The organism is Pedobacter suwonensis (genome assembly GCF_007833675.1).
Taxonomy (GTDB): Bacteria; Bacteroidota; Bacteroidia; order Sphingobacteriales; family Sphingobacteriaceae; genus Pedobacter; species Pedobacter suwonensis.
In genome coordinates this window covers 5,154,642-5,167,026 of sequence record NZ_CP031708.1, presented here as the reverse complement: position 1 = coordinate 5,167,026, position 12,385 = coordinate 5,154,642, and the positions used below count along the sequence as shown (strand labels likewise).

Below are 12,385 nucleotides of genomic sequence, written 5' to 3'. Positions count from 1 at the left end.
GACAGTTGATTCCGAAAACAAGTAAAACACAGACCAGTTTGTCTATTTACAAATGATATCTCTTATCTTTGTCTGTTAAATACTCAGTATGCCTTCACCAAAAGAAAGAATTTTAGAAATAGCGCTCAACCTTTTTGCTAATCAAGGTTATAATTCAACTGGAATTAATCAGATCATTGCTGAAGCAAATGTAGCCAAAGCAAGTTTTTATCAGCATTTTAAATCTAAGGAAGACTTGTGTGTTGCATTCCTGGAGGCAAGGCATAAATATTGGTTTGCTGAACTTGATCATTTTATAAAAGCAGAAAAAGATGTAAAATCAAAAGTGATCTCATCGTTCAACTTTTTGATTTATATGAACGCAAAGGAACATTTTCGAGGTTGCAGCTTTCTAAATGTCCTGGCAGAGATTCCTAACGACAATATTAAAATCTTAAAAGTAATTCAGGATCACAAAACAGATCTTCGAAATTTTTTTTCATCTCTTATAAACGATGAAAGTACATCCGACCAAATTTACATGCTTTTTGAAAGTTCAATAATGGAAAGTAAAATGTTTAAATCCAACCAATTGATAGAAAGATCAAAAATGATTATCAAAAATCTAATCTGATAAATTAGAAAAAGAATAATTTAATAATCTTTCTGTAGTCCATAGGGCGAAAAGAATTCCTTTTCATCACCCATAAACATTGCCTAAAAACGCTAAACAGAATTTTCTTCGAAGCAATTATCACACCTTAAAAAATATTGCATTGATTATTAAAACTTTAAATATATAAAAAAAATAATATTCAAAAAACATACAGACAGGTTTGTCTATATTTGTCTTAAGTGATACATTTGTGATGTTAAATAATTAGTTTATGTCAACATTAATCATAAATCATGCAACCGATCTGATTTTCAACAGCGGAAAAGGATGTTATTGACGAAAAATGATTCAGCTAACTTTATTGTCAATTTTGTTGACCAAACTTCATTTTTAAATTTTAAAAAACTCAGCGTTATGAGAATTCTTACACAAACTCCGCAATCAGCTGGAAGATTGGCAGAAACGGTAGCAACCGCACACAATGGTTCAACTAACACCCTTACCAATGATCAGGCTAAAGCAGGATTACAAAATGCTACCTGCAACACTTCTGCTATTGCAGTGACCGAAAAAGCCCAACAGCCTCCGCAAGTAGAAAAAAAGTATCCGCTCCCACCTTTTACATTGGAAACTGCCTTGCAAAAGGTGCAGCTTGCGGAAGACGCCTGGAATAGTCAAAACCCTGAAAAAATTTCCAGGGCATATACCATTGACAGCGAATGGAGAAATAGGGATAAGTTTGTGAATGGCAGAGCTGACATCATAAAATTTCTTGCCGATAAATGGAAAAAGGAGCTGAACTATAAGCTCAAAAAAGAGTACTGGGCGCATACCGATAACCGCATTGCTGTCAGATTCGAATACGAGTACATGGATCAGGATGGAAAATGGTTTAGAGCGTATGGCAATGAAAATTGGGAATTTGATGAAAACGGATTAATGAAAAAGCGCTATGCCAGCATTAATGATTTACCCATTAAAGAAGAGGAGCGAAAGTTTAACTAGTGAAACTCGAATTTCAAAATAAAAGAAATTATAGCCAATATTTTCCAATTGATCTGAACATATCTAATGGACTTGAGAATTTAAAATTTCCCAGGTCCATTTGCTATAGAAAAATTGATACAATATTTTTACTCACAGAAATTAAAATCATAATTATAAAATCATTCGACTAATTTTATATATCAAACAGAATCTAATGAAGAAATTGATGAGAAGAACATTCAGGGTATCAAAGTATATTATCTACAAAGAAACCCTAATTGATTATAAAGAACATTTCTGGTCGTTTCTTGGTGCCTTTGTTGGAATCTGGCTAATTGCATTTCTTCAGTCGCATTATTTGTTAAAGGAAGAGAACATATTCCTGATAGGCTCTTTTGGAGCCTCAAGTGTATTAATTTATGGAGCAATCCAAAGTCCGCTTGCGCAACCCAGAAATTTAATTGGCGGGCATGTGCTGTCGGCCCTGGTAGGGGTAACTATCAACCAGCTTATTCCTGATATTATCTGGTTAGCTGCACCGTTGGCAGTATCTCTTTCCATTATAGTAATGCAATGCACCAAAACCCTGCATCCTCCCGGTGGTGCAACTGCTTTGATAGCGGTAAGCTCTCCCGGTAAAATTGCCGGTTTAGGTTATTGGTATGTACTTTCTCCTGTATTATCAGGATGTATCATCTTGTTATTGATAGCTTTGCTCTTCAACAATATGACTAAGAACAGAACTTACCCTACACGCACCAGATTTAGACGATTATTGAGAAAAAAAGCGAAAAAACAAACTAGCTAACAATATATTTCGAAGAAATTAATAACAGCAAGGTCCGGTCAGACTTTGCTTCTTCATAATTTTCTTTCAGTAGTTTATTGATATGAGGGTTATGGAGCCTGACTGCAGCCATCTGTAAAATCTGAAATGAGGCCATTTCTACACTTTCGATGTTCTGTAGGTAGAATATAATCGAAAGGTCCTGAAGTTCTGCTTCTCCTTTTTGTTCATTAATGGCTTCAAAGGCATCATCAATTAATCCGGAGAGGCCATGAATACTGCCTTTTGATGGATCACTGTCTAACAGGGTATAAATCAGCTGCAAGCGTGCAAGCTGCTTCTCCACATTTCCAACAGTATCGGAAATGGCGTTGCGAAGATCTTTAAAACGGGCCTCTTCGGCCAGCAGGGGTAATTTATGGGTTAAATGTATTTTAGCGGTATAAATACGGTCGAGATGTTTGATGAAAAAAAGCTTTAACCTTTCAGAACCAAGGTTGATCCTTTCCCAGGCATTTGGTGGATTGGTTTGTTCGGACATAGTATTTTAAAATTGCCCTAAGTTAGCAGTTTCTTTACTTTATCCATCAGATAATCGATATTAAAAGGTTTTGCAATAAAATCATCTGCACCGCAGCGCCGCGCCAGTGCATTTAAATCCGATTCTCCCGATACCAACAAAACCGGTGTATGGAGGAGGTGCTTATTGGCTTTGATTTCTGTACAGATATCAACCCCGCTTTTTTTATATCCGATAATGTTTACATCCAATAACACCAGATCAGGTGCTGTAGCAATAATGTCTGCTAAGGGAATACCGGAATGATAAGTAACGGTCTGAATTTGCTCCTGGTTAAGGATTGTTTCGAAAAGCCATAAAAGTTCTTCATCATCATCAATAACCAATACTTTTTTATACATATACCCAGATTAAAATTTTTTAATTTACAGCAGTGCTGTAACATCAATTCCATAAATGTTATAGAACATTTTTTTAAACCGGCTGGTCGAGGAAAAACCTGCCATTCTACCTAAAGCAGCCGGGCTGTGTTCTTTTCCTTTCGAGATCATCTCCCACACCATGTGCATTTGTACCATGGTAATTAGTTTTTTCGGTGTCATTGAAACAATCCTATCGATATAGCGGTAAACCTGACGTTCGCTCATGGCCATTTCCGCGCTTAAAAACTTTAAATTCAGGTTAGCCGTACCTGCATGTTTGCGGACCAGCGTTTCAAACTTTTCCATCCACTTCTGGTCGGCAACCGCTAAGGTCTCATTGAGTCCCAACCACCTGAAATCAGGCACTTCAGGGTGGATTTCGGGATTGATAAAGGCAATTTCCTGCGAAAACCTGGCCTTTTGCTCTTCTCCCAAACGGTTTAGGATGGAGACAATATGACTTTGCTCTTCTTCCTTTTTTTTGCTGGTAATATCTTTTGCAATGGAGAAAAAAACCTGATCGCGCTCGATAAAAACAGATGACCAGGAAAGCCATACCGTTTTACCATCCTTGGTCAGCAGGCGGTTATCATACTCGGCAAAATGCGCACTATTTACCTGTGCGGTTCTCACATGAGAAGCAACCTCCCGATCATCGGGATGGATAAAATCATCTATAGGTGAATTAAACAGCTCTTCATCAGAGTAACCCAATAAATTTTGAACGGCAGGATTAATTTTCTTCAGCAATCCGTCTTCACCCACAATGCACAGCAGGTTTGGATATTGTTCAAAATAATATTCGAGGTCAGCCTGGTTATTAACGTATTTATCTTTCATTTTACATGTTTCTGCATGATAAACAGGCATGTCCCCCGTTCATACCCTATGCATTTGCAACACATAGTTATAGCTATTGTTTCATAATTCCATGAGATATAAAATTTTGTCAGTTTTTGGTTTAATATGGCAGTTTTATCACCAGATTTTAACCCAAATTACGGCAACATTACTAGTTAGCCGTGGTAATTAAGCTATATTTTGATGGAGATTTGATGCAATATGGGTAATCAATATCTCATTCGAACCGCAGCAAGTTCAAAAATGCTGCCCATAGAGGGATAATGCCAATATTCAGCGTCTGTTGCTTTCCGTTCATCCCTTTTGCAGAACCATAGCCGGTTACTATAGTAAAAACCATGAATTTTCGTATACCGAACCCTTTCATGTAAGGAAATACCCTTATCATAAATCAAATGGTCCGGAAATGGCTATTGCAACCTTTCCTGAATGTGGTGTCCCGTTTAAAGTTTTGGCGACGACTTTGTATAATATTTGATGAATTTCCTTTCGAATCAACTTTTATCCGATGGGTAGATTCAGGCACTAAATTCCCGGTCTCCACATTAACCAAATCGGAAGTGATGCAAACCGCCGATACCGGCCCCAGGAATGAGATGTTTATATCTTTTATTGAATTATCTGATATTCAACAATCCAATTCGCCCGTAAAGCTCTGCTATACAAGCTTCATCAAGCAGCCATTTTGGCTTTTCTTTACTTTCCTGGTCGGTAGCCCATTTTGCCGTTAAAAATCCGTATTGATCTTTGGAAAGTTTCCAGGCGCGGTCCAGATCTGCAGCGATCGCATTAACATAGGTTGGGTTATGGTCTACTTTATATAACGCCTCATATCCCCTGAATAAAACCGTAACAAACCAGGGAAGATCAATCCTGAACCGGAATCCCCCCTTGTTGGGGGTAGAAAAAAACGTGAAGGCATTTTTTGCGACCAGCCGGGCTTCATGGAGATAAGTGCGATCGCCTGTAAAGCGATACAAAAGTACGGCCGCTTCCAGCATAGATCCTGTATTGTAAGTATAATAAGTAGCATTCTGAGTACCATCCATCTTCATGTCATTGTAATAAATGGCATCAGGATTTCTAAGCCGGGCATGCATCCACTTATAAAATCGTTTTCCCCAATTCAGATAAGCCACTTCATGAGTTGCTTCATAAAGTTTTAGTCCTGCCAGGGTTGCCATGCCATTACTGCAGGCAGGTTTCTGATCCTTGTGGCCTTCGAGCCAATAAACGCCGCCCTGCAGGTTTTCATCCCAACCGCTTTCGATGAAACGGAATACTTCTTTAGCCTTTCTGACGTACAGCGGGTCTTTTGTATTGAAGTAGGCTTCGAGGTAATCAATGCACACCAATGCATTATCATCATAGTACCGGTCTGCTTTTTCCAGTGCTACGGGATATGCCTGATAACCTGACGGAATGCGTACGGTATCCCGATAGGCCAAAACACCGATCTTCAGTGAATCCAGATACTGCGTATATTTATCCTTTAGATCTGGATATTTAACCAATACATTGGCGGCAGAGAACATCCCTGAAAAAGGCCATAAGAAGCTAACCTTTTTTTCGTGTACAACCACACCCTGAAAATAATCGAGATTTACCTGTTTACCTGATGGATAATGTTCGCTAAAGAGCCCCGGGAAACTATCAATACGATAGTGTGTCCAGATTTTAGTGAACATCTCTTCAGCCCGGGCTTTGTATATGTTTTTTAAGACGGGTGTTTGAGCATAGGCACTACCACAGAAAAGCAATACCAGGATGCAGGTGATCTTTCTCATATATTTTAGCACTCACCGCGGTTTACTGAACTGATGGGGGCGGCAGTTTTACTCCCCAGTTTTTATTGGGTTTACTTCCCATTTTCAGGGTAAGCGTTCCACCCTGCATGAGTTGATCCCGATACAGCCAGGCCTGGTTAAGTACCTTTCCATTCCAGGAAGCAGATTGTACGAAAACATTTTCATTTGAGTTGTTTTCAGCTTTTATGGTCAGCAATTTCCCGTTGCCCAGTGTAATGATTGATTGGTCAAAAACAGGACTTCCAATCTGAAGGGTTGGCCTAAAATCCGTCAATCCCTTTACATCAAAGAGTCCGAGCGATGACATGACATACCAGGAACCCAGCTGGCCCTGATCTTCGTCCTGACCATAACCGTAACCGTGGATGCTTTCCGTTCCATAAAACTCATCACATATGGCCCTCGTCCATTTTTGCGTAAGCCAGGGCGATGAAGAGTAGTTAAATAGCCAGCTGATGTGCAGGTTGGGTTGATTGCCATGATTGTAAAGAGACTGTATGCCTGCAAATGCATCTATGGTTTTGCCGCCACCAAAAGCATTCTTTCTGGAGGTTTCGAAAATTTCATTCAGCCTGTTATTAAAGGTTTTCTCTCCGATCTCATTGATCAGGGATTTAGGGTTTTGCGGCACATAAAAAGTATATTGTGTGGCATTTCCTTCCTGAAAGCCCCGCCATGCTTCTAAAGGATCAAACTTGTTGATAAACGTGCCATCTTCCATTTTAGGATGCACAAGCTTTAACGTTTTATCGAATATATTTTTCCAACCATCTGACAGTTGGATCATTTTCTGATAATCTGCTGTTTTACCCAACCTTTTGGCAAATTGTGCTGCAGCAAAGGCGCTGTAACTGTACTCAAGCGTATGCGAACCGGAAAAATGAGACCCGGTCGAATCTGTTTTGTCGGCATCTAAATAGGGTACGTAACCTTTCGTTATAAAACTTTTGGTATCCATTTTGCCCGAACCTACCAGGCGGTTTTGATAACCCAGTTCATTTCCCTTTACGGCTTCATAAGCTAAATTCAAATCATAATCACGAATGCCAGCCTGATAAGCCCCCGCGATGGCTAAGCCCACGAAATTGGTGCCCACGCCGGAAACAAAATTGCTGTTGGCTATTCCATCACCAAACCAGCCACGTTCTTTATAAATTTCCAGCTGGGTGTGCACAAAATCACTGTAATGGGTAGGATAAGAAAGTGCCCATAGTTGGGTAAGGTTCCAGAAACCTCCCCATATGGCATCAGTATTCATAAAATTGTAGCTGAATTTCCCCTTTGCATCTTTAGGCAGCTGACCGATGGTACCATCGTGTCTTGGAAAATTTCCATTCAAATCGCTGGCGATTCCCCGCCCCAGAAGCGCATGATAAAGGCCGGTATAAAATTTTGTTTTAGCCGCAACATTTTTGGTTGATACCTTGAGTTTATTCAGTGCAATACTCCATTCGCGCTGAGCAGCTGCTTTTGCCGTAGCAAAGGCCAGGTGTTCGGCTTCAGTTTTAAGGTTGAGCTTTGCATTGGCAATGGAGGTATAAGAGAGGCCAACCTTGATTTCGATGCTTTCCTTTTCTGCAGTTTTATAGCCTAAATATAAACCTGCACCGATTCCTTTCGATGATCTTTGATTCGCTACTGCGGCATCTTTATCCAAAGCGCCCACTGTAAATGGCTTTTTATTGAGTTCCCCAAAAAAATACATGGCAACGCGCCCGCCCTCATCATAGGTTTTAACATATTTAGGATAGGTAATTACATAGCCTTGAAAATGGGTATCATCAATCATTTCTACCGAGGCGTCGGTTACCGGCCCGCTTTCGCCCTGAACATTTCCTATCGACAGGATGATTCTTGAACTGTCTGATTTTGGAAAGGTATATCGATGAAATCCCACACGCTTTGTAGCCGTAAGTTCTGCTTTAATCTTAAAATCGTCCAAAATTACGGAATAGTACCCTGGTGCTGCAATTTCATTTTTTCTCGAAAAACCTGAACGATAACCGCTTCCGGGCTTTTCAAGTGCCCCGGGAACAGTTTTCAGTCTACCCGCTGTTGGCATAAAGCTGATCCCGCCAACCTGCCACTCATGAAAATGCACAAAGCCCTCTATTGACGTGTGCCGGGTATCATAACCAACGGCCTCCCAGCCTTGCAGGTTTCCGTAACTGCCATTGGTAGAAGGTGCAAGTTTTGCCATTCCATAAGGTACTGCTGCGGGGGTGTAAAAAAACCACCTGCTGTGTGCGGTACCGATGTTAGGATTCACAAATTTCAGCACATCCTGTGCATAGGAAATAGCATGAAAAAAAATTAAAATCAGGAGAACGGATAGCGATTTAAGGCCTGTTTTCATAAAAATGGAGGATCTGTTATTAAAATTTTGATAGCATTGCCTGTAGTCTTTGCATCCAGGCCTGATCTACAGTTTCCATTTCTGTAGAACGGTTCTGGCCATCAAAGCCTGCAAAGAAATAATAGCCCAATGTAGTTGAATTTCGATTGGCAATATTTAGCCGGTTGATATTTTCTCTGGCATATACCAGCCAGGCTTCATTTTTGTCGGCTTCATAAAGTCTGATCATGGCTTGCGAGCCCCAGGCACACCATGCCGGGTTGATCCTGGTCTCTGCGGTATTAAAAACATAACCTTTGTAAAGAGCGTTCCAGAGCGTATTATTCATGGCTTTTCCCAAGTTTTGTGCTTTGGTTAGATAAGAAGGATCGTTGAAAACCTGGCTATAAATCAGAAAAGCTTCTACCATGATGGCATTATCGTAGGTAAATTTTTCGTTGTGTTTTAAGCCTTCACCGGCGCCATCTATCTTCCAGATGTAAAGGCCGGTATTTGGATCGAACATTTTTGCACTCAGCCAGGCATCAACCTGCCTTGCCCAGTCTCTGTAGATGGATGCGCCGGTTAAACCATACAGTTTAGCGAACAATTGGAGGGTTAATCCATTGGTCTGCGTTGGTTTTTCAGGTTTCTGGGTGTTCCAGTAAAAGCCTCCGCCGTAAGCGTTATCCCAAAGGCCACTGTTAATCAGCCAGTCAGCACAGGCTTTAGCTTTCGCCAGGTAAGCCTGTTTATCGGCACCTGTTGTTACCTCATAAGCCTCCAGGTATACCATTCCGCTTAATGCATTATCATCCACATATTTATCTCCGCCCGCGCCGCTACCATCAAGGTTAACCGAAGCGAAATACCCACCCCGCAGGTCTTTCTTATCCCACATGTTGTCCATGAATTTGAATGTATTGTTCATGTACACCAAATAACCAGTTTCTCCTGCAGCAACCATGGCGGCATCGGCATAAATCTGGCTTACGTTATACCACTCAAAACAATTCGAAGATTTGGTTGTGGTGTTGGCCCGGTATCCGTAGCTGGCAGTAAGCAGGTTATTCACTGTAAAATTGTGGGTATCCTTTGCCTGCTGAAGGTAATTGACCGGTGCGCCCGGAACTACCGGAGGCACTACAGGCGGTGGAGGAACTGGTGCCGGCGCAGGTTCTTTTTTGCATGAAACTGCGAAAAAGAGGGCGAGCATAAATACGGTATATCTGAGTATTGCTTTCATAAAACAGGTTTAAAAACCACCGGCAACCCACCGGTGGCAGCGCTTAATTTATTGAGTAATGATGCTATGCGTATACGGACCAGTGGCGCTAAGGCTAACAGTTGCCTTCACGCTTTTGTTATCGGCAGCAGGATCGAACTTATAGGTATTGTTCCATTGATCGTTGGATACAGCATTCAGATAAAAATAGGATGCTGCCTGACCTGCCGGGCTTACATTGTTTACATTGCTGCTGCCCATGTATTTTATACCTGCAGCGGTATGAAGCGCAAATTTATAACGCTCGTCTCTACCCCATGAAAACGGATAGAAAACAACCGGTATTGCGCCAGATTGCCAGGTGCCGTTAGCCGTGTAGTTTAATTGTCCGATTTCGCTTGAATAAGCAGACATATAAAGTCCCAGACTTTGAATTTCTGTTACTTCTAACACACTTGCTACATTGAAATCGTACTTCAGGTAATATACTTTTGCATTGCCGGTAACGGTAATTGTTGTTGTTCCTTCTTTAATTAAAGTGCCTTCAGCATAAAATTTTCTTCCGCTGGCAGTTGGCTTGTCTGTAAGCTGGTAAGTTCCGGCTTTTAGTGAAGTATATAGTTCATAAACGCCGTCTTCAAGCTTTTTAAACCGGAGCGCTTTGCTCACCTCATCACCACTTTCTGTCGCCGAACCGGTTAGGTAAAGGTCGGTTGGCACATCAGCAAATCCTGCCGGCCGTTCGAGCTGTAAGGTCCTGCTTTCCTGACCGGTTTTCTTGTTACTGGCTTTTGAAGCGATTACGGTCCAGCTGACCTTGCCTGTAGAAGAGGAATTAATACCACATAAAGCCGCAATTTTAGTCAGGTCTTTATGTGATATGGTAACCTGAGCTTGTATCCCTCCCCCATCAGAAATTACTTTAAAAACCGGGTTAGAGAAGTTGCCGCCTTCTTTGTCGAAGGCCACTTCATAAAGTACAAGTCCTCCATCTTCGGGAGTTGCTGCCGTCCACTTAAACTGCTGGGAGGCAGCTGCATTAGCGGGGGTGAGTTTTATGCTCGCCATATTGGCCGGCAGGCTTAATGCGCCGGTTGTGCTTATGTTTTCGTTCAGTGAGTGCTCATCCTTTTTGCAAGAGCTTGCAGCGGTGCAGATCACTAGCACCATAGCAAATAATGTTTTGAGATTTTTCATATGCTAATAAGGATTAGTAGCCTGGGTTTTGGGTTAAATTTTTGTTCAGGCTAACCTCGCTTGACGGAATTGCCCATAAATAATCTCTTTGCGGATTAAACTTGCGTTGTTGTGTTCTGATGTAGCCGCCATCTACGTTCTGGTCTGTTGCAAATTTTGCACCATGGGCAAAGCCATTCATGGTTACTTCTGCTACTCGCCAGCGTCTGATGTCATCTGTTCTCAAACCTTCCATTGCAAGTTCAGCCCTGCGTTCGCGACGGATGACAGCGGTTAAATCTCCTGACGGAAAACTTAAGGCTGCCGGATCGGTGAAACCAGCCCTGGCACGGAGCGCACCAATTGTTTTCGCCCATATAGTGGCATCCATCTGCCCCAAGGCATTTTTCGCTTCGGCGTAAGTGAGCAACACCTCCGCATAACGGAAAAGGTGTAAATTATTTCCGGATACAAAACTTGATAAAGCAATGGGGTCGAAATATTTTCTCCAGTAATAACCTGTAGCAGAAGCACTTTGCGAACCCGGCGAATATTCATCCAGGCCTGGCTGAACGGGATCTGAACCTGGCTTGATGTAAATTGTTTTGGTCGTATTATTAGGATTTACCCAGGTATACCGGTCATAAACCACCGTGGCAGTGAGCCTGGGATCGCGGTTGATATAAGGGTTGGTTTCCACATAACCCGAACCGGCTTCTTTAATTCCTTTTCCGTTGAGCATGATATAGTCATCTACCAACTCCTGTGTCGGAGCCATTGCACTCACCCTTCCGCCAACTGTTCTCGGGGCAAAATCCCAGAAATTCTGCCAGGTTCTCACCGTTGGAACATATTGAAGGGATAATATACTTTCGCTGTTGGTTTTATTGGTTGCAGGGTCACTAAATAAGGCACTGTAATTCGACGTTAATGAATAGGTGCCGTAGGTCGCCTGATTGTTGATCAACTTTTCGCAAACCGCCACTACTTCAGCCATTTTGTTTCCCTGGTAAAGCAACGTTCTCATCTGCAGGGCAAGTGCTGCACCTTTTGTAATCCTGCCGTTTTCACTGGCCGGGAGCTGATCTTTACTTGGAAGATTAGGAATGGCCGCTTCAAGCTGAGCGATAATGTAGTCGCTTACCGCTGCTTTTGCGCTACGTGGAATTACCTGAGCCTCTTCTGGTGTAAGGTCATGATCCGGAAGGGGCACATCTCCATACCATTTACTTAGATTAAACAATGCAAAAGCCCTCATAAATTGGTTTTCGGCTTTCATCCTGGCGATAGTTGCCGCCGGAAGTGTTTTGTTTTGGTCTACATTTTCTAAAAATATGTTGACTGACTTTATGGTTTTGTAATAACTTGCCCAGTCTCCGGCAAACTTGGCGGTAAGCGAAGTGGCATTTCCGCTTGCAATCAGGTTAAGGTCTCCTGAAGGTGAATATGCGTTATCAGAGAGTGCTTCCGGCTCAAAATATAATGAACTGTTATAAAGCAAGCTGTAATTATTATTGAGCGCACTGTTTACATTCACATCCACGGTCCAGAATGTTAAATCTGAAAACCGGTCGGTTGGCGCAATATCGAGCTTTTTACATCCTGCAAAGGCAAGAAGGCTGAAAGCAATGATGAGGGTTTTATTTAAAAATTTCATATGAATAATTCT

Annotated in this window: 11 protein-coding genes; 3 read left to right on the top strand and 8 right to left on the bottom strand. The window is 41.7% G+C overall.

From position 1 onward, the window contains the following. The first annotated feature begins 88 nt into the window (after positions 1 to 88). The 3 genes from DV942_RS21215 (at position 89) to DV942_RS21205 (ending at position 2,390) form a co-directional block, all read left to right on the top strand. Positions 89 to 613 carry a TetR/AcrR family transcriptional regulator gene (locus DV942_RS21215; RefSeq protein WP_145860850.1) on the top strand — a complete coding sequence of 175 codons (525 nt, stop codon included), beginning with the start codon at positions 89 to 91 and terminating at the stop codon, positions 611 to 613. Between the two features lie 396 nt (positions 614 to 1,009). Continuing rightward, positions 1,010 to 1,600, top strand: a complete 591-nt coding sequence (locus tag DV942_RS21210) for a nuclear transport factor 2 family protein (RefSeq protein WP_145860848.1) — start codon at positions 1,010 to 1,012, stop codon at positions 1,598 to 1,600. 196 nt (positions 1,601 to 1,796) lie between these two features. Continuing rightward, positions 1,797 to 2,390 (top strand): HPP family protein, encoded by a 594-nt coding sequence (locus DV942_RS21205; RefSeq protein WP_134203298.1) that lies wholly within the window; start codon positions 1,797 to 1,799, stop codon positions 2,388 to 2,390. On the opposite strand, the gene DV942_RS21200 is transcribed toward DV942_RS21205, so the two are convergent. The 8 genes from DV942_RS21200 to DV942_RS21165 form a co-directional block, all read right to left on the bottom strand. Continuing rightward, on the bottom strand, positions 2,383 to 2,910 hold the full coding sequence (locus tag DV942_RS21200) for a DUF892 family protein (RefSeq protein ID WP_145860846.1): 528 nt from the start codon (positions 2,908 to 2,910) through the stop codon (positions 2,383 to 2,385). The genes DV942_RS21205 and DV942_RS21200 overlap by 8 nt on opposite strands. Positions 2,911 to 2,927: 17 nt before the next feature. Then, a complete protein-coding gene (locus DV942_RS21195; protein WP_145860844.1) occupies positions 2,928 to 3,290 on the bottom strand; it encodes a response regulator in 363 nt (120 codons plus the stop codon). A 24-nt stretch (positions 3,291 to 3,314) separates the two neighbouring features. Next, entirely contained in the window at positions 3,315 to 4,151 is an 837-nt protein-coding gene (locus DV942_RS21190; RefSeq protein ID WP_186462371.1) for a PAS domain S-box protein, read from the bottom strand. A gap of 638 nt (positions 4,152 to 4,789) precedes the next feature. Then, positions 4,790 to 5,959, bottom strand: a complete 1,170-nt coding sequence (locus DV942_RS21185) for a glycoside hydrolase family 76 protein (RefSeq protein ID WP_145860839.1) — start codon at positions 5,957 to 5,959, stop codon at positions 4,790 to 4,792. 22 nt (positions 5,960 to 5,981) lie between these two features. Next, complete coding sequence (locus tag DV942_RS21180) at positions 5,982 to 8,336, bottom strand: GH92 family glycosyl hydrolase (protein ID WP_145860837.1); 2,355 nt, start codon at positions 8,334 to 8,336, stop codon at positions 5,982 to 5,984. Between the two features lie 19 nt (positions 8,337 to 8,355). Then, positions 8,356 to 9,561, bottom strand: coding sequence for a glycoside hydrolase family 76 protein (locus DV942_RS21175; protein ID WP_145860835.1), 1,206 nt, complete (start codon positions 9,559 to 9,561; stop codon positions 8,356 to 8,358). Between the two features lie 48 nt (positions 9,562 to 9,609). Further along, positions 9,610 to 10,737, bottom strand: coding sequence for a SusE domain-containing protein (locus DV942_RS21170; RefSeq protein ID WP_145860833.1), 1,128 nt, complete (start codon positions 10,735 to 10,737; stop codon positions 9,610 to 9,612). Positions 10,738 to 10,750: 13 nt separating this feature from the next. Then, positions 10,751 to 12,373 carry a RagB/SusD family nutrient uptake outer membrane protein gene (locus DV942_RS21165; protein ID WP_145860831.1) on the bottom strand — a complete coding sequence of 541 codons (1,623 nt, stop codon included), beginning with the start codon at positions 12,371 to 12,373 and terminating at the stop codon, positions 10,751 to 10,753. Positions 12,374 to 12,385: the final 12 nt, after the last annotated feature.

Excerpts from the sequence above, each read along its gene's own strand:
- DV942_RS21170 (WP_145860833.1), bottom strand. The coding sequence starts at position 10,737 with ATGAAAAATCTCAAAACATTATTTGCTATGGTGCTAGTGATCTGCACC.
- DV942_RS21185 (WP_145860839.1), bottom strand. The coding sequence starts at position 5,959 with ATGAGAAAGATCACCTGCATCCTGGTATTGCTTTTCTGTGGTAGTGCC.
- DV942_RS21205 (WP_134203298.1), top strand. The coding sequence starts at position 1,797 with ATGAAGAAATTGATGAGAAGAACATTCAGGGTATCAAAGTATATTATC.
- DV942_RS21180 (WP_145860837.1), bottom strand. The coding sequence starts at position 8,336 with ATGAAAACAGGCCTTAAATCGCTATCCGTTCTCCTGATTTTAATTTTT.
- DV942_RS21190 (WP_186462371.1), bottom strand. The coding sequence starts at position 4,151 with ATGAAAGATAAATACGTTAATAACCAGGCTGACCTCGAATATTATTTT.
- DV942_RS21200 (WP_145860846.1), bottom strand. The coding sequence starts at position 2,910 with ATGTCCGAACAAACCAATCCACCAAATGCCTGGGAAAGGATCAACCTT.
- DV942_RS21175 (WP_145860835.1), bottom strand. The coding sequence starts at position 9,561 with ATGAAAGCAATACTCAGATATACCGTATTTATGCTCGCCCTCTTTTTC.
- DV942_RS21215 (WP_145860850.1), top strand. The coding sequence starts at position 89 with ATGCCTTCACCAAAAGAAAGAATTTTAGAAATAGCGCTCAACCTTTTT.
- DV942_RS21165 (WP_145860831.1), bottom strand. The coding sequence starts at position 12,373 with ATGAAATTTTTAAATAAAACCCTCATCATTGCTTTCAGCCTTCTTGCC.
- DV942_RS21210 (WP_145860848.1), top strand. The coding sequence starts at position 1,010 with ATGAGAATTCTTACACAAACTCCGCAATCAGCTGGAAGATTGGCAGAA.
- DV942_RS21195 (WP_145860844.1), bottom strand. The coding sequence starts at position 3,290 with ATGTATAAAAAAGTATTGGTTATTGATGATGATGAAGAACTTTTATGG.